This is a genomic window from Actinoplanes sp. NPDC051470, assembly GCF_040682035.1.
GTDB lineage: Bacteria > Actinomycetota > Actinomycetes > Mycobacteriales > Micromonosporaceae > Actinoplanes.
In genome coordinates, this window is the sequence record NZ_JBFBAA010000005.1 from 21,409 (window position 1) to 37,943 (window position 16,535).

18 protein-coding genes are annotated in these 16,535 nt (G+C 70.3%); 10 read left to right on the top strand and 8 right to left on the bottom strand.

Annotated elements, in window-relative coordinates; all coding sequences use genetic code 11:
• Positions 1 to 2: 2 nt before the first annotated feature.
• The 3 genes from AB0M54_RS11180 to AB0M54_RS11190 all read right to left on the bottom strand — a co-directional run bounded on the left by AB0M54_RS11180 (position 3) and on the right by AB0M54_RS11190 (position 2,443).
• Positions 3 to 722, bottom strand: a complete 720-nt coding sequence (locus tag AB0M54_RS11180; RefSeq protein WP_364322618.1) for a zf-HC2 domain-containing protein — start codon at positions 720 to 722, stop codon at positions 3 to 5.
• Positions 719 to 1,228: a sigma-70 family RNA polymerase sigma factor gene (locus AB0M54_RS11185; RefSeq protein WP_364322616.1), complete on the bottom strand. Its 510-nt coding sequence runs from the start codon at positions 1,226 to 1,228 to the stop codon at positions 719 to 721. Before AB0M54_RS11185 ends, AB0M54_RS11180 begins: the two co-directional genes overlap by 4 nt.
• Before the next feature lie 186 nt (positions 1,229 to 1,414).
• Positions 1,415 to 2,443: a neprosin family prolyl endopeptidase gene (locus tag AB0M54_RS11190; protein WP_364470457.1), complete on the bottom strand. Its 1,029-nt coding sequence runs from the start codon at positions 2,441 to 2,443 to the stop codon at positions 1,415 to 1,417.
• 357 nt (positions 2,444 to 2,800) lie between these two features.
• Here AB0M54_RS11190 and AB0M54_RS11195 point away from each other — a divergent pair, with 357 nt between their 5' ends.
• The 5 genes from AB0M54_RS11195 (at position 2,801) to AB0M54_RS11215 (ending at position 6,653) form a co-directional block, all read left to right on the top strand.
• Positions 2,801 to 3,799: a magnesium transporter CorA family protein gene (locus AB0M54_RS11195; protein WP_364322612.1), complete on the top strand. Its 999-nt coding sequence runs from the start codon at positions 2,801 to 2,803 to the stop codon at positions 3,797 to 3,799.
• A gap of 40 nt (positions 3,800 to 3,839) precedes the next feature.
• On the top strand, positions 3,840 to 5,084 hold the full coding sequence (locus AB0M54_RS11200; protein ID WP_364470459.1) for a protein kinase: 1,245 nt from the start codon (positions 3,840 to 3,842) through the stop codon (positions 5,082 to 5,084).
• A gap of 231 nt (positions 5,085 to 5,315) precedes the next feature.
• A complete protein-coding gene (locus tag AB0M54_RS11205; RefSeq protein WP_364322607.1) occupies positions 5,316 to 5,786 on the top strand; it encodes a cysteine dioxygenase family protein in 471 nt (156 codons plus the stop codon).
• A complete protein-coding gene (locus AB0M54_RS11210; protein ID WP_364470461.1) occupies positions 5,783 to 6,220 on the top strand; it encodes a rhodanese-like domain-containing protein in 438 nt (145 codons plus the stop codon). Before AB0M54_RS11205 ends, AB0M54_RS11210 begins: the two co-directional genes overlap by 4 nt.
• A gap of 64 nt (positions 6,221 to 6,284) precedes the next feature.
• Positions 6,285 to 6,653, top strand: coding sequence for a hypothetical protein (locus tag AB0M54_RS11215; protein WP_364322604.1), 369 nt, complete (start codon positions 6,285 to 6,287; stop codon positions 6,651 to 6,653).
• On the opposite strand, the gene AB0M54_RS11220 is transcribed toward AB0M54_RS11215, so the two are convergent.
• Positions 6,567 to 8,228, bottom strand: coding sequence for an MFS transporter (locus AB0M54_RS11220; protein WP_364322603.1), 1,662 nt, complete (start codon positions 8,226 to 8,228; stop codon positions 6,567 to 6,569). The two genes, AB0M54_RS11215 and AB0M54_RS11220, sit on opposite strands and share 87 nt — an antisense overlap.
• Before the next feature lie 51 nt (positions 8,229 to 8,279).
• Between AB0M54_RS11220 and AB0M54_RS11225 the strand changes: the two genes are divergently transcribed.
• Entirely contained in the window at positions 8,280 to 9,014 is a 735-nt protein-coding gene (locus tag AB0M54_RS11225) for a TetR/AcrR family transcriptional regulator (RefSeq protein WP_364470463.1), read from the top strand.
• Here AB0M54_RS11225 and AB0M54_RS11230 read toward each other — a convergent pair.
• Positions 8,986 to 9,591, bottom strand: a complete 606-nt coding sequence (locus AB0M54_RS11230) for a flavodoxin family protein (RefSeq protein ID WP_364322601.1) — start codon at positions 9,589 to 9,591, stop codon at positions 8,986 to 8,988. The two genes, AB0M54_RS11225 and AB0M54_RS11230, sit on opposite strands and share 29 nt — an antisense overlap.
• 242 nt (positions 9,592 to 9,833) lie before the next feature.
• Here AB0M54_RS11230 and AB0M54_RS11235 point away from each other — a divergent pair, with 242 nt between their 5' ends.
• The gene (locus tag AB0M54_RS11235) at positions 9,834 to 11,408 is read left to right on the top strand and encodes a GGDEF domain-containing protein (RefSeq protein WP_364470465.1); all 1,575 of its coding nucleotides are present in this window, start codon (positions 9,834 to 9,836) and stop codon (positions 11,406 to 11,408) included.
• A gap of 4 nt (positions 11,409 to 11,412) precedes the next feature.
• Here AB0M54_RS11235 and AB0M54_RS11240 read toward each other — a convergent pair whose 3' ends face one another.
• Together AB0M54_RS11240 and AB0M54_RS11245 are read right to left on the bottom strand one after the other, a co-directional pair.
• Positions 11,413 to 11,994 (bottom strand): hypothetical protein, encoded by a 582-nt coding sequence (locus tag AB0M54_RS11240; RefSeq protein WP_364322599.1) that lies wholly within the window; start codon positions 11,992 to 11,994, stop codon positions 11,413 to 11,415.
• A 31-nt stretch (positions 11,995 to 12,025) separates the two neighbouring features.
• Positions 12,026 to 12,400, bottom strand: a complete 375-nt coding sequence (locus AB0M54_RS11245) for a hypothetical protein (protein WP_364470467.1) — start codon at positions 12,398 to 12,400, stop codon at positions 12,026 to 12,028.
• 112 nt (positions 12,401 to 12,512) lie between these two features.
• Between AB0M54_RS11245 and AB0M54_RS11250 the strand changes: the two genes are divergently transcribed.
• Positions 12,513 to 13,955 (top strand): glycoside hydrolase family 76 protein, encoded by a 1,443-nt coding sequence (locus AB0M54_RS11250; protein WP_364470469.1) that lies wholly within the window; start codon positions 12,513 to 12,515, stop codon positions 13,953 to 13,955.
• Positions 13,956 to 14,072: 117 nt separating this feature from the next.
• Here AB0M54_RS11250 and AB0M54_RS11255 read toward each other — a convergent pair whose 3' ends face one another.
• Positions 14,073 to 14,678 carry a TetR/AcrR family transcriptional regulator gene (locus AB0M54_RS11255; protein WP_364322596.1) on the bottom strand — a complete coding sequence of 202 codons (606 nt, stop codon included), beginning with the start codon at positions 14,676 to 14,678 and terminating at the stop codon, positions 14,073 to 14,075.
• A 172-nt stretch (positions 14,679 to 14,850) separates the two neighbouring features.
• Between AB0M54_RS11255 and AB0M54_RS11260 the strand changes: the two genes are divergently transcribed.
• Both AB0M54_RS11260 and AB0M54_RS11265 read left to right on the top strand, forming a co-directional pair.
• Positions 14,851 to 15,750 carry an ABC transporter permease gene (locus tag AB0M54_RS11260; RefSeq protein WP_364322594.1) on the top strand — a complete coding sequence of 300 codons (900 nt, stop codon included), beginning with the start codon at positions 14,851 to 14,853 and terminating at the stop codon, positions 15,748 to 15,750.
• Positions 15,743 to 16,522 carry an ABC transporter ATP-binding protein gene (locus AB0M54_RS11265; RefSeq protein ID WP_364322592.1) on the top strand — a complete coding sequence of 260 codons (780 nt, stop codon included), beginning with the start codon at positions 15,743 to 15,745 and terminating at the stop codon, positions 16,520 to 16,522. Before AB0M54_RS11260 ends, AB0M54_RS11265 begins: the two co-directional genes overlap by 8 nt.
• Positions 16,523 to 16,535 lie beyond the last annotated feature (13 nt).

Here is a 16,535-nt window from a genome sequence, read left to right on the forward strand (position 1 = left end):
CCCTATTTGAGGTGGGCGGTGCCCAGCACGTGTCCCTGCCGGTCGGCGATCGCGACCGCGCTGACGTTGGGCAGCTGGATCGAGCTGGCTCCGATCACCTTGGCGCTGCCGCTGGGCGTCGGCCCCCAGACGGCGGCCTGCTCGACCTGCCCGCCGTAGTTGCGGATCTGGCAGATGAACGGGCCCTCGCCCTCGAGCCGGGACACGTCCAGCGACACCGAGACGCCCCAGGTCTTCGGGGTGAGCACGGCCTCGCCGGAGAGGCCGCTGCCCGCCTCCGACTCGAACTGGGCGGTGACCAGCTCGGGGCTGGGCAGCACCTGCGGCTGTCGCTGGCCGCGGTCGGCGGTGATCACGCCGAAGCCGACCGCCACCGCGACCAGCACCACGGCCGCGGCGGCCAGCCAGCGGACCCGGGCCAGCCGCTGGGTGCGGGACTTCTCGGCGCGCATCCGGCGGAGCAGGCCCTCGATGCGTTCCGGGCTGGGCCGGGTGCCGATGGCCAGCGCCGGCCCGGCCGCCTCGGTGCCGCCGTTGGCCCGGACCGTCTCGGGCAGCCGCTGCAACAGCTCGGGCACCGGCGCCAGGATGTCGAGCTCGCCGCGGCAGTCGTCACAGTCGCGCAGGTGGGCGTCCAGACGGTCGGTGTCCGCCTCGTCCAGGCCGCCGAGGAGGTAGCCGCCGAGGAGGCGGCGCAGCTCGTCGTGATCGCTCGTGCTCATCGCAGCACCCCCATCTCCTCGAACGCGGTACGCAGAGCCCGGACGGCGTAGTAGGCCCGCGACTTGACCGTTCCCTCGGGAACGGCGAGCTTGCGGGCGGCGTCGGCCACGCTCTTCCCCTCGTAGTACATGGCGCGGACCACGGCCTGATGCTCGTCCGACAACCGCTCCAGCGCCTCGGCCACCAGCCAGCCCTCGACCAGCTGGTCGACGTTGTCGGCCGAGGGCACCGCGTTCACCGCGGCCTCGTCGGCGACCAGGTGGGGGCGGCGCTGCTCGGCCCGCCAGGCGTTGGTGACCACGTTACGGGCGATGGTCAGCAGGTAGGAGCGGGTCCGTCCCGGGTCGGTGTCCAGGTGGTCGATGTGTTTCCAGGCGCGCAGCAGGGTCTCCTGCACCAGGTCTTCGGCCTTGTGCCGGTCCCGCACATAGCGCGAGATGAAGCTGAGAAGCACCGCGTAATGCTCCGTGTAGAGCGCGGTCATCAGCTCCTCGTCGGGACTCACCCGTCTCTTCATCGCCCGCCTGGTCTCTCCTCGGTGTGCGGTCCGGCCACCTCCTTGTACACCGTGAAGCTGGGTTCGGTTCGACCCGGGTGCGGACACGCGGTCGAGACACCTACAGGGAGATGCCCGGTCCCCCCTCGCCGGGGACCGGGCATCGTCTTGGGACGGACACCGCTCAGGTAGTCGTCAGCAGTCGCCCGGACCGCCGAACTTGAAGGTGCGATCGCTGTAGAAGTCGGTCGGGTACACCGGCGGCTTCTTGGGGTCGGGATCCGGGTCCGGGTGCGGGCTCTTCGACTCGAGCGTGTACGCCACCTTCGGCCCGTTGATCAGCGAGAGGCTGTTGAACCGGTTCGCCGTGTCCTTGCCGGCCAGGGTGCCGTTGCCCATGTCGGTGCAGGGCTCGTACTTGGACGACGCGACCTCACCGAACCACTGGACCAGTCCGCCCTTGGTGTACCGGTCCTTCCACAGCTTGTTGTCGAAGTACCCGATCCACACCGAGTCGTACGCGATCCACCAGGCGTCGTCGAACTGCTGGATGCCGAACTTCTTGTAGACGCCGGTCGGCAGCGTGTCGCCGGGGACCACGTCCTTGCTGATCTGCGTCCACCCGCACGAGTTCCAGCAGGTCTCCTTGTCGTCCACCCAGTGGTAGACGAACAGGTGCGGGTCGACGTCGCCGTTGACGTTCCGGCTGACCACCCAGCCGACCTCGACCTTCTGCATGCCGTCGGCGGACTGCACGGTCATCTCGGCCAGGGTGTGGTAGTCGCCCTCGGCGAGGTACGGCTTGCTGATCAGCACGTTGGCCGAGGTGCCGTCGGTCTCCGCGTACTGCCAGCCGGAGGCGTAGTGGTACTTGACGTCCTTCGCCTTCTTGGGCTCCGCCTCGCGCAGCGCGCCGACGACCGGCGGCGCGGGAGCGACTGTCGTACGGCTGTGCCGCAGCGTGCGCTTCTTGTTGGTGAAGCCCTTGGGACCGAACTCCGGCACCGGGAGGGTCGACGCCTTGGCACCGGCCGGCGCGATGTCGGCGCCGGTCGCGGCGAGCGAGTTGCTGGTGGCGCCGGGCGCACCCTTCTTCACCGGCGACGGCTTCTCCCCCCACGGCAACAGCGGCGGCGGCTGGCGTAAGCCGTCATCGGCGGCCGCGGCGGGAGCGGACGATTGCGCGGCGGCGGCCGCGGGCACCTCGTCCGCGTTGGCGTTCACGATCGAGAGGACACCAACGGATCCGGCTACGGCAGCGGCTAGGCCGGCGGCCAATAAACCGCGGCGGGGAATCGACACGTGTCCGTCCTCGTTCATCGGGGGATCGGAGGCTGAGTGTGCGAGGGACCTCCGGCACCGGCTCTTGAGCGGCGACGCCACCATATAGCTTCCTCAATTGCGCAGTCGCGCTCTGAGCTGCTTTTCCGCCTTGACGGTCGGCCGTGTGGACCGATCAGGTGATGGCACGACCATTGTGGTCGACGGAGCGTGTCGGTGTCGTCGCTGAACGCCGACTTCAGCGACCGTTCAGAAAGAGGCAAACTGCAGGGTGGCTCTTTCGGGTCTAGCGTGAGATCCATGTCCGGCGTGCGCGTACTCGCTCTCACCGCGGACGGGGCCGAGGAGCACTCGATCGCCGACGTGGCGGCGCTCCTTATGCGGGAAGAAGTCCTGATCTGGGTGGACATTCCAGAGTGCAGTGACGAGGCCGTCGCTCTGCTCACCGATGTTCTCGAGTTGCATCCCCTTGCTGTCCGCGATTGCCTGCAGCGCAATCGGGTGCCCCGGGTACGGATCTATCAGCATCAACAATTGCTGATCCTGCATGGTCCCGAACGTGGTCCTTCCGGACATGTCCATTACATCGAATTGGACCAGATCATCGGTGAAAAGTATGTGGTCACCGTGCACGGCCCGATCAATCCCGCTGTCGACCCAGACGTCGCTTTGCGCGAGACGAGCGCAGTCCGGCGGCGGATCGAGTCGGGCCGGCTGCGGCCCCGGACGCCGATCGAGCTCTCGTACGCGATCGTCAGCGCCCTGACCCACCGCCTGGAGCAGTTCATCGAGGATCTCACCCGGGACGTGTGGATGCTGGAGCAGCGGGTCACCGGCGGGCACATGGGCAATCCCGAGGAGTTCCTGGAGGAGCTCTTCCAGGCCCGGCACGGCCTGCTCGCGGCCCGCACGATGGGCGCGCTCGGCGCCGAGGTGTACGGCCGGTTGGCCACCCTGGGCAACCGCCTCCCCCACGCCGAGGTCGACCTTCCGCTGGTCAACGACGTGGTGGACCAGCTCAACCGGATCCGCGGCCTGGCCGACGGCGAGCGCGAGTACCTGCAGGGCGTGATCGAGTTCTACCGGGCGCGGGCCGAGACCAAGATGACCATCGCGGCCGAGCGGCTGGCCGTGATCGCCGTGGTCACACTGCCCATCACGGCGCTCTCCTCGATCTACGGCATGAACATCATCGTCAACGACCGCACCCACGTCAGCGCGCTGATCGGCGTCCTGGCCGTCATGGTGATCATGTCGGTGTTGCTGCTGACCTGGGCCAAACGGCGCGGCTGGTGGTGAGCCGACCCATCCGCCGGCCCCGCGGCTCCGAATCAGGCGTGTGGACGACCTGGTCAACGGCCGCTACCGCCTGCTCGATCTGATCGGCGCGGGCGGGATGGGCCGCGTCTTCCTGGCCCACGACGAGCTGCTCGACCGGCAGGTGGCGATCAAGTCGCTCTACCAGGACGAGGTCATCCGGGAGGCACGGGCGGCCGCGCGCCTCGACCATCCGAACGTGGTCCAGGTCTTCGACGTGATCGACTCGCCCGGCGACTGCTGGATCGTGATGGAGTACGTGCCGTCGCGCTCGCTCCAGCACGCCGCCCCGGTCACCCATCGCGAGGCGGCCCGGATCGGGCTCGGCGTCCTCGACGCGCTGCGCGCCGCGCACACCGCCGGCGTGCTGCACGGTGACGTCAAGCCGCACAACGTGCTGCTCGCCGACGACGGCCGGGTGGTGCTCACCGACTTCGGCCAGGCCACGGTGGACCGGGCCGGGCCCGACCCGGCGATCGGGTCGCCGCAGTACCTGGCGCCGGAGCGCATCCGCGGCGAGCGGTCCGGGCCGGCGGCCGACCTGTGGTCGCTGGGCGTGACGCTGCACGCGGCGGTCGAGGGCCGGTCGCCGTACGCCCGGGACACCGCGCTCGCCTCGCTGCACGCGGTCCTCACCCAGCTGCCGGATCCGCCGGCGAGGCCCGGGCCGCTGACCCCGGTCATCGCGAAGCTGCTGGTGCCGGCCCCGGGCGCCCGGCTGACCGCGGACCGGCTGGAGCCGTTGCTGCGGCGGGTGGCCGACCGGACGATGGGCGTCTTCCCGGTGCCGGCCCGGAAGGCCGGACGACGGCTGGCCCGCAGTACGAAGATCAGCGTCGCGCTGGCCGCGGTGGTGCTGGCCGGAACCGCCGGGACGGCCCTGGCCCGCGAGGCCGTGACCCCTCCATCGGTACGCCCGTCCGCCTCCCCGCCCGCCGCCGACCTCTGCGACGAGGTGTCCGTGGCCGGCTCGTACGTCGATGACGGCCCGGACGCGCCGGGGTATCGGCCGGCCGGCTGGGCCGGGTTCGACGATCCGCTCGGATTCCGCCTGGCCCTGCCGCCGGGCTGGACCCGCGCGTCCGACGGCCGGGCGGCCTGTTTCCGCGATCCGGGGAGCCGGCGCTCGTTGCGCGTACGGCCCGATCTTGCTCTGGAACCCACCCCGGCCAACCCGTACGACCACCTCATGGACCAGATCGTGGCGAGCTTCACCCCGCTCCCACATGGTGGTACCGGCATTGACCCGTCGCCTCGTGGCCGATGACCATGGTCGCATGAATCGGCAGGGCCTCCTTCTCACCGCCCGCCTGGCGATCGACCTGGCGCGGTGCGCCAGCGCGCGCTGTCCGCGCTGACCAGCGCCTTCTCTCCCACATTTCCCCCTTGCGCGACCGGATTTCGCACCGGCGGATCCGCGTGTCTGCGCACGCTTGGTCGCCGTATCGCGGTAAACCTATAGAACTGATAGGCAATATATGCAAACGGAGGAGCTCCCGTGACCGCCATCGACCTTCGCCTCGACCACCTCGCCATCGCCCGGCAATACGCCGACGACCCGTCGAGCTGGCCGGTCGCGCCGCGGTTCACCCCGGGTGAACGCTGGTACCAGCGCCTCAACGTCGCCGACGACCACGAGGTCTGGCTGCTCACCTGGCTGCCCGGCCAGGGCACCGACCTGCACGACCACGGCGGTTCGGCCGGCGCCTTCCACGTCTACGCCGGAACGCTCACCGAGGACACCGTGGCCGGCGAGGACGGCCCACCCCGGATCGCCGCCCGCGAGCTGGGCGAAGGCGCCGGTCGCCGGTTCGGCACCCGGCACATCCACCGGATCACCAACCGGTCGAACCGCCCGGCGATCAGCATCCACGCGTACGGTCCGGCGCTGACCACCATGACCCGCTACCGGATCGCCGAGGGTGGCCTGGCCGTGGAGACCGTCGAGCGGGCGGGAGCGCAGTGGTGACCGCCGTCCTCCGTACCACGCCCAGCTTCGTCGCGCCGCCGCCGGGCTCGACCGGCATCGACGACCTGCTCGCCGCCGCCCGCACCCGCATCCGCCGGCTGGACCCCCGGCAGACCTTCGTCGCCGTCGAGCGGGGCGCCGTCCTGATCGACATCCGCCCGGCGGCCCAGCGGGCCCTGAACGGCGAGATCCCGGGCGCCCTGATCATCGAACGCAACGTGCTGGAGTGGCGCCTCGACCCCCGGAGCGACGCCCGGCTGGGCTTCGCCACCCGCTACGACCTCGAGGTGATCATCACCTGCCAGGAGGGTTACACCAGTTCCCTGGCCGCCGCCTCACTCCAGGACCTGGGCCTGCACCGGGCGGCCGACCTGGCCGGCGGCTTCGCCGCCTGGAAGGCGGCGGGCCTGCCTACCGTTGGTACTAGGGGATAAGTCAGGGGATCTGGTGGGGTTAGCACCACCCCTCGCGCGGCCGGGCGGCCCTAGGTTTGTCGGCATGAAGCGAATCGGTAGCGCTCTCCTCTGGCTCGCCGGGGTCTACTTCGTCGCTCGCGCCGTGGTCGAGCCGTTCACGATCGACTTCGGCGACCCCTCGACCTATCTGCACGACTGGGGCGGCCCGGGCCTGATCGGCGTGCTGTTCGTGCACTGTGGACTGGGCGTGGTGGCCGCCGCCCTGATGGCCTGGCGGCTGATGCGGAGCTCGTCGCTCCGGCTCCAGGCCGACCGGTCCGCGCCACCGCCGGACGGCGACGCGGACCGGCCACACCGGGTGCTGTCAATGGCCGGCGTCGGGGCGGGCCTGCCGGGGCAGCAGGAACGCGGCGGCGAAGGCGACCAGGATCATCAGGAACGCCACGCCTAGGCTGCGCACGGCCGAGTCGCGGAAGGCGTCCTTGACGACACCCTGCGCGTACTCGCCGACCCGGTCACCGGTCGGGCCCGCGGGGGCGGCCCGGCAGGACGCGGGCTGCACGTCCGGGTCGTCCTCGGCGACCCGGTCGTGCAGGCACGCACGGATCCCGGCCGCGACGCCCGCCTGCTGACCGGCGGGCACGCCCGCCTCGGCCAGCACCGCGGTCAGCTTGGCCGGCGACTGGTCGACGTGCGAGGTGACCGACCCGGGCAGCAGGCCGAAGAAGACCGTGCCGAGCAGCGCGATGCCGAACGCGCCGCCCAGCTGCTGCACCGAGGTGAGCGCGCCGGAGGCCGAACCGGTCTCCTCGTCGTCCACGCCGGCCAGCACGATGTTGAAGAACGGCGCCATGGCCAGGCCCATGCCGACGCCGAGCGGGAGCAGGCCGGCGATCAGGTGCCACGGTTCGAGGTCGGCGCCGGACAGCGCCACGGTGGCGGCCACCACGCCGGTCCCCACCAGCATCACGGCGATGCCGAGCATCAGCAGCCGCCGGCCCAGCCGCTCGGTCAGCCCCGACCCGGCCGCGATGAAGCCGGCGATCATGCCCACCGCCTGCGGCAGCGTGGTCAAACCGGCCTTGATCGGCGAGTAGCCGAGCCCGACCTGCAGGTAGAGCGTGAAGATCAGGCCGACGCCGATCAGCGCCCCGAAGAACACCATGCCGACCGCCAGGCCGCCGGTGAACGCCCGCTTGCCGAACAGGCTCGGGGTGACCAGCGGGTCGAGGCCACGCTTGTCGCGCCGGTTCTCGTAGGCGCCGAACAGCCCGAACACCACCAGGCCGGCGGCCAGCATCACGAAGATCCAGACCGGCCAGTCCAGCTCGCGGCCCTGAACCAGCGGGAAGAGCAGCAGGAAGCCGCCGATCGCGGCGAGGACCACGCCGGCCAGGTCGAGCCGCAGCGGCCGCTCGGACTTGAACTCGGGCAGGAACTTGAGCGCGCCGATGATCGCGAAGAGGCCCAGCGGGAGGTTGATGAAGAAGATCATCCGCCAGCCGGCCCCGAAGTAGTCGGCGTCGACCAGCCAGCCGGCCAGGATCGGGCCGCCCACCGCGCCGAGGCCCATCACCGGCCCGAACGCGCCGAAGGCCTTGGCCTGCTCGGCCGGCGAGAACATCTGCCGGATCATGCCGAGGCCCTGGGGCAGCATGAGCGCGCCGAACAGGCCCTGCACGGCGCGGGCGCCGATCAGCATGCTCGGGCTCCACGACACCGCGCAGAGCATCGAGGCGAGGGTGAAGCCGGCCGCGCCGATCAGGAACATCCGGCGGCGGCCGAAGATGTCGCCGAGCCGGCCGCCGGTCAGCAGGCCGATGGCCATGGCCAGGGTGTACGCGGCGCCGAGCCACTGGATCAGCGAGTACGACCCGCCGATCTCCGCCCTGATCACCGGCCCGGCGATCGACGTGACCAGGGCGTCCAAGAGGTCCATGACCTCGACCGCGAGGATCACGAACAAGGCGGCCCAGCGCCATCGATACGGAGTTTCGGTCTTGTCCAGAACACTGTTCGTCGTCACGAACACCGTTCTACGGCCGAACACTGTTCGCGTCAAGTACATTGTTCGATGATGGACATCCCCCTGCCGCCGTGGCGCCAGCCCTCCCCCACGCGGGCCCGCGCCGCCCGCCCGCCGCTGACCCGTGACCAGATCGTTCGGGCCGCGCTGCGCATCGTCGCCGCCGAGGGGCTCGACGCGGTGAGCATGCGCCGGGTGGCCGCCGAGTTCGACACCGGCGCGTCCAGCCTCTACGCCCACGTGGCCAACAAGGACGAGCTCTATCAGCTGATGTTCGACGAGATCTGCCGGGACATCCCGATCCCGGCGCCCGACCCGGCCCGCTGGCAGGAACAGATCAAGGAACTGGCCCGGTCCGGGTACGAGGTGATGGTGCGCCACGGCGACGTGGCCAAGGCCGCGATGGCGCAGATTCCGACCGGGCCGCACGCGATGCGGGTCTCCGACGCGATGTTCGGCCTGCTGCTGGGCGCCGGGATGGACCCGACCAAGGCCGGCTGGGCGCTCGACCGGATCTTTCTGTACATCGTCGCCGACGCCTACGAGAACTCGCTCTACCTCCAGCGCTTCGGCGACTCACCGGAGCGGGTGCACGAGTACTTCGTCGAGTTCACCGGCCAGCTGCGCGACTACTACGAGTCCCTGCCGGCGTCCCACTATCCCCACCTGCGCGCCCACGGCGAGGCGCTGACCAGCGGCGACGGGCGTCAGCGGTTCGAGTTCGGGCTCGACATGCTGGTCGACGGGCTGGCCCGGCTCATTCCGGCGGCGCCTGCATCGGAGTAGCGGCCAGGGCCCGCGCCACGGTGACCAGGTTCTGGGCCATGGCCCGGCCGGTCTTGTCGGCCCAGTCGTGGCCACGCTGCTCGTCGAGGTAGTCCGGTCCGGCGCCCGGGCCCAGGTGCCAGTAGGTCCAGGACTGCCCGGGAATGGTGTAGCCGATGTCGCCGAGCGCGCCCGCGATCTCGCCGATCACGTGGTGGGCGCCGTCCTCGTTGCCGGTGTTCACCACGCCGGCGACGCGGTTGTAGGCGACCGGGCGACCGCTGTCGTCGGTCTCGGTGATCAGCGCGTCCATCCGCTCGATCACCCGCTGGGCCACCGACGAGGGCTTGCCCACCCAGGTCGGGCTGGCGATCACCAGGATCTCGCTGGCCAGCACCTTCTCGCGGATGGCGGGCCAGGCGTCGCCCGGGCCCATGTCGTTCTCGACGCCGGGCTTGATGTCGTGGTCGACCGCCCGCACCCACTCCACGGTCACGCCGTCCTTCTCCATCGCCTCGGCCACCACGCGCGCGAGGGCCTCGGTGTTCGACGGCTGAGGCGACGGCTTGAGCGTGCAGTTGATGACCAGGGCCCGCATGAGGAAGAACCTTTCCGGTGTACGCCGTGACGATCAGGACGTACCCGACGATGAGCCTTCTACACCCGGCGGCGATTCGAGGCCGTCCCGGCCGCGACCGGCTCCTCCCGGTCGTTCACCAGCGGCTTTCCGCGCTCTGCACGATCAACTTCGGGCCGCGGTGGGAGTTTTCGCGAAACCGAAAAGTCAGGCGTTTCGGTCTGGGCTATTGGCACCAGCAGCAAACTGCCGATACTGGGGTCATGTCGGAGTGGATCGAGCCGCATGACCGGTTTCCCGTGCCGGTCACCGCTTACGGTCCACTTCATCTGCTCGCGCGCCGGGCCTACGAGCTCGCCACCGGCGGCCACACCCCCGAGGCGATCCGGGCCGCCGAGGCCTACCTGACGATCGCCGAGGCGGTCGACGACCAGCGGACCATCGCCTTCCTCCAGCAGGCGAAGATGTACGCGTTCCTCTACGGCGGCCGGATCGACGACGCCACCGCGGTGGGCGAGCTGCTGCTGGCCACCCACCGGCGCACCGGCAACGTGGTGGCCGAGGCCAAGGTGCTCTGCGACCTCGCACAGATGCGGGTGCTGCAGACCCGCTACGTGGACGGCATGCGTTACCTGGCCCGGGCCGGCATGCTGCTCGACCTCTGCCCGCGGTCCGAGCGCCACCGGTCGGCGATGTGCTCCTTCGCGCACGCCGCGGCCGTGGCCCAGATGTACGAGACGGCGGCCGACGCGTACGAGCGCCTCACCGCCCAGGACGGCGACAGCTCCCGGACCACCACCTTCGACCTGGTCTACTCGCGCACCCTGCTCTACTGGGGCGTCCGCCTCGACCACGTCGGCCGCTTCGACGAGGCGGCCACCCGGCTCCGGCGCACGGCGGCGATCACCCGGCGCTGGCTCGACCAGCACCCCGGCGACCCCTGCATGACCGCGGTCCAGGCCCTGGCCCTGGCCAAGCTCGGTGACACGGCGGTGGCCGAGAAGCTGGCCGAGTCCGCGATCATGCCGTTGCGTGAGGGCGAGAGCTGGGAGTTCGCCCGGATGGCCCATCTCGCGCTGGGCATCAGCAGGCGCGCCTCGGGCCGGCTGTCCGAGTCCCGCCGCGAGTTCCTGGCCGCTCACCAGCTCTGCGACTTCTCCGCGCCCCATCCCGACGAGCGCCCGATCATCCGCTATGAGATGGGCCTGACCGCGGTCGCCCTGGACGGCGGCCAGCCCAGCCGCGACCTGTTCGCCGCGGTCGCCAACCAGGTGCGCGAACTGTGGCAGCTGCGGCTGCAACGGGTCGGCATGCTGCGCCAGGCCCGGCAGCGCGAAGAGGTGGAGGCCGCGCGGGCCGACGCGGAACAGGAGAGCCGCCGCGACGCGCTCACCGGGCTGGGGAACCGGCGCCGCTTCGACCTCCTGCTCGGCCAGGTGGACGCGGGCGAGCTGGGCCGGCCGCTCACCCTGCTGCTGGTCGACCTCGACCACTTCAAGGCGGTCAACGACGCGTACTCGCACAGCGCCGGCGACCGGGTGTTGCGCGAGGTGGCCACGTTGCTGGTGAGCCACTGCCGGCCGGGCGACGAGGCGGTGCGGTACGCCGGCGACGAGTTTGTGCTCTTCCTGCGCGGCGACGCGGCGCACGGCCGGGACGTGGCCGAGCGGATCCGGCAGTCGGTGGCCCGGGCCGAGATCCTGGCCGGGGTGCGGCTGACGGTCAGCGTGGGCATGGCCGAGCTGACCGACGGGATGACCGCCGAGGCGCTGTTCCGCGCGGTCGACGACCGCCTCTACGCGGCCAAGTGGAGCGGGCGCAACACGATCGCCGCCTGACCCTTCAGTTCGGATAGACCACGCCGGACTCACCGGCGTACGTGTGCCTCGTGCCGTCCTTCCAGTAACCGGAGGCGGGCGCGTCCAGCCACACCACGTACGGCAGGCCCTTCTTCAGGCCGGAGATGGTGGCGGTGACCGTGCACCCGCCGGCCGGCGCGACGTCCTGCCACACCGGGTCGGGCTGCTTGCCCGACCGCAGCGGCTGCGGCACCGCGGTGATCCGGTAGTTCGAGGCGCGCTGCCGCGGCCAGGACACGGTCAGCGAGCCGGCGCCGGGCGTGATCGTCATCGGGATCAGCACCGGCTCGGCGGTCCGGGCCCTCGGGCAGGACGGGTCCCGCGGCGGGAACGAGACCGGCGGCAGCGAGGCGCCGGCGTACTTGCCGTTGCCCACGGTCGGCGTCGGGCTCGGCGTGGCCTTGCCGGTCTCACCGACGATCCAGCCGGCGTCGCTGACCGGGCCGCCCGCCGAGTCGCTCGCCTCGGTGTTCGGCTTCATCGACATGTCGAAGCCGAGCGCCGCGCAGCCGCTCAGCAGCACCGGCACCAGCAGCGCGACCACACCCACCACCGCTTTACGCATGACCTCACGATCGGCGGCGGCCCGGGATGGCTTAGGCCGGGAACAGCTCGTGGCCGGCCAGCTCGATCAGGCCGTCCTCGGTGACCCGGGCCAGGGTACGCAGCCCGTCGTCGTCGCGCAGCCGCAGGTCGGAGCCGTCGACGGCGTAGGAGCCGTGCGCATTCCGCTCCCGGCCCTGGACGCTCAGCTCGTACGTGAGATCGCCCCGGAGCACCAGCCTCACGGTGCCGTCGGCGCTGCGCCAGGACCCGGCGACGGCCGGCGGCTCGACGGTCCCGGTGACCACGGCGGGCGGCGGCGCGACGGCGAGCGCCTGCACCCCGCCGCCGCCGCTCAGGGCGATGGCGAGCAGGGAGGTGGCACCGAGAACGGTGATGTTGAGGCGGGGGCTACGGCGGTTGCGCATGGCGGTTCTTTCGGCCGATCCGTCCCCCCGGAAAAACCGTCCGACCGTGGCAAACCGGTTGCTTATCCCCCATCCATTGACGTACGCGAATCTTTACGGTTTGTTGACAACTATGTCGAAGCGCAGACTGGCTCGTCTGGCGATCGTCTCCGCCGTGGCGGGCCTTCTCACCGTCCCCTTCATCCCCTCATCCCCCGCGCAGGCCGCAACGGTCTGCAACCGTTACTGCGACGGCCGTGACGCGGCCCTCGCACCCGGCGACCGGCCCACGGTCAGCGCCACGATCTACGGCCGCACCCTTCGCGTGCACGTCAACGACACCGATGCCATGGCGTGGGGCACGGTCGAGGGCGGCCAGGCCACCGACGAGGTCTGGCTGGACCGATCGTTCGACGGCGGCCGCGGCTGGGCCGACGGCAGCCGGCTCGGCGCCACCCGCATCCCCACGGGCGGCACCTCGACCCGCACCACCCAGTTCAACGTCGACGACTGGAACAACGTCGGCGTCGGCGCCCTGCGCGCCTGCGGCAAGGCCGGCGATCGCCCCGAGATCGCCTGCACGCCGTGGACCCGGAGCAACTGGAACGCTTGGGACCGGCGGACCTCGGCGGCGACCGCGCTGATGATGCGCTGGGACCGCGGCACCGGCCTGTTCGACACGAACGGCTGGTGGACCGGCGCCAACGCGCTCACCGCGCTCGAGGAGAACATCCGGGTCAGCGGGATGAACAGCTACCGCTACGCGATCGCCGGCACCTACGACAAGAACGTCAACTCCCGGCTGGGCCAGTTCCGCAACGAGTACCTGGACGACACCGGCTGGTGGGGGATGGCCTGGGTGGCCGCGTACGACCTGACCGGCGACAGCCGCTACCTGAGCACCGCGCGGGCCGACGCCGACCACATGTTCGCCTACTGGGACACCCGGTGCAGTGGCGGCGTCTGGTGGAGCACCGCCAGGACCTACAAGAACGCGATCACCAACAGCCTCTACATCCAGCTCAACGCGGCCCTGTCCCAGCGGATCTCCGGCGACAGCGTCTATCGGCAACGGGCCGTGGCCGGGTGGACCTGGTTCCAGACCACCGGGATGGTGAACGGCCAGAACCTGGTGAACGACGGCGTCAACCTGAGCACCTGCCGGAACAACGGCGACGTCACCTGGACCTACAACCAGGGCGTGCTGATCAACGCGCTGGTCCAGATCAACCGGCTGACCGGGGACGCGAACGCGCTGACCGTGGCCCGCCGGATCGGTGACGCCATGACCACCAGCACCTATCTCTCCCCCAACGGCATCCTCACCGAGCCGAACGAGTCCGGGTGCAGCGGTGACGGCGCGTCGTTCAAGGGCGCGGCGATCCGGGGCCTGGGCGTGCTGAACTCGGCGACGGGCGGGGCGTACAACGCGTACCTGCGGCGGCAGGCCGACAGCAACTACGCCACCAACCGGGACACCATCGACGCGTACGGCAGCCACTGGGCCGGACCGCGGGTGGCCACCAACCACAGTTGCCAGCACAGCGTCCTGGACTTGCTCAACGTCACTAACTGACTACTTTTCGCGACTCTCGGGTCCGGCCGGGCATTCCGTCTGCCGACCGTGTTGGTGAACGCCAACACGGTCGGCTTCGGCGCGTCCCTGGTCCTGAGCCGCGCCGATGCCGGCCGATCAGCTCTCCGGACCGCTCCGCAACGCGGCCAGCACGGCCGAGGTCAGCTTCTCCAGGTAGTCGTCGCCGAGCTCGGTGCGGGCGACCGCGAGACGCCAGTAGAGCGGGCCGAGGATCAGGTCGACGGCCAGTTCCGGGTCGGCGCCGGCCGGCAGCTCACCCCGGGCCACGGCCTGGCCGACCAGCTTGTCGCCGACCGCCTGCTGGTGCGTGCGCAGCGCCTTCTGCAGGGTCGCGGCGATCTGCGGGTTGCGCGACGCCTCGGCCATCAGGTCGGGGATGATCTGCGACGCTATCTGGTGCTGGAGCGCCTTGGTCACGATGAACATCAGCAGCTGGAGATCGCCGGCGAAGCTGCCGGTGTCGGGCAACGGGACAGCCCGGCCTGCGACATCGGACACGATCTCGAGGACCATCTCGAGCTTGTTGCCCCATCGGCGGTAGATTGCGGTCTTACCGACGCCGGCCCGGCGGGCCACCGCCTCGATCGACAGGCGGCCGTAACCGACCTCGGCCAGTTCACTCATCACCGCGTTGCGGATCGCCACCGTGATGTCCCCACGGAGGACGGCGGCCCCGGCCGGTGCACGCTTGACTGTCGCCACACGGTGACTATAGCGCTACGACGGAACGGTTGCGTTCCGCCGTTAGGTCGGATAGCGTCATTCGTACGTCGATACGAATGCGTTTCGTCGACGGAAGCTGGTTATCGTGTTGTCGCGCAAATCCCCCTGGTCCCGGAGATCCGCGGGACCGACCAGATCGGAGCGCCACCTCATGCCCCAGACGGCGGTCGCCGATTCCGGCACCGGCATCCCGCTCAAGGAGCTGGCCGCGCGGCACGGCCTGCATTCGGCCGCCGCCCTGCCGAGCCTCCCGGCCTATTTCCGGGAGATCTGGGCGTACCGGCATTTCATCACGGCCTATTCGGCCGCCCGCATCACATCGTCGTTCGGCCAGACCCGGCTCGGCACGTTGTGGCAGGTCATGACGCCGATCCTGAACGCCGCGGTGTACTACCTGATCTTCGGCGTGCTGCTCAACACCAAGGGCGGCGATGTCAGCAACTTCATCGCGTACCTCTGCACCGGGGTCTTCCTCTTCGGCTTCACGCAGACGGTCACCCAGGCGGGCATCAGCTCGATCCACGGCAACCTGGGCCTGATCCGGGCGCTGCACTTCCCCCGGGCCGCGCTGCCGATCTCGATCCTGCTGATCGAGCTGCGCAACATGACCGCCTCGATGACCGTGCTGTTCATCATCGTGCTGGCCACCGGCGAGCCTCTCACGGTGGAGTGGTTGCTGGTCCCGCTGATCCTGGCCTGCCTGGCCACGTTCAACTGCGGGCTGGCCCTCTTCGGCGCCCGGCTCGGCTCCAAGCTGACCGACATCCGCCAGTTGGTCCCGTTCTTCATCCGGGTCTGGATGTACGGCTCGGCGGTGCTCTACCCGGTCCAGCGGTTCACCGACCACCTGCACGGGTGGAAGCTCTGGCTGATCGAGGCCAACCCGATGCTGGTCTACATCGAGCTGATGCGGCACTCGCTGATGGAGAACGTGAAGCTCGCCAGCCCGGTGTCCCAGCTCTGGATCGAGGCCGGGGTCTGGGCGGCGCTCATGTTCAGTGTCGGCATCGTCTACTTCTGGCGCGGAGAGAAGGGCTACGGGCGTGGCTGACCCGACCGAGGAACGCGTACCGACCGTCGTCGTCGACGACGCGCACGTGGTCTACAAGGTGCACGGTTCGCCGGCCTCCGGCACCGGCTCGCCGATCGCCAGCCTCAAGCGGCTGGTGACGCGGACCAAGATGGCGAACATCCGCGAGGTGCACGCGATCAAGGGCATCAGCTTCGTGGCCTACAAGGGCGAGGCGATCGGGCTGGTCGGCAGCAACGGCTCCGGCAAGTCGACGCTGCTGCGGGCGATCGCCGGGCTGATGCCGGCCGAGCGCGGCGCGGTCTACGCCGCCGGGCAGCCCTCGCTGCTGGGCGTGAACGCCGTGCTGATGAACGACCTGTCCGGCGAGCGCAACGTGATGCTCGGCTGCCTGGCCATGGGCATGTCCCCGGCCGACGCGAAGGCCAAGGTGAAGGAGATCGTCGACTTCTCCGGCATCAACGAGCGCGGCGAGTTCAGCACCATGCCGATGCGGACCTACTCCTCCGGCATGGCGGCCCGGCTGCGGTTCTCGATCTCGGCGGCCAAGAAGCACGACGTGCTGCTGATCGACGAGGCGCTGGCCACCGGTGACGCGCGGTTCCGCCGGCGCAGTGAGCAGCGCATCCGCGACCTGCGCGCGGACGCCGGCACGGTGTTCCTGGTCTCGCACAGCGACTCGACCATCCGCGACACCTGTGAGCGGAGCATCTGGCTGGAGTCGGGTGTGATCCGGGCCGACGGCCCGACCGAGGACGTGCTGAAGGAGTACGCGACCTTCATGAGCAAGTAGGTCGCGTACTCCC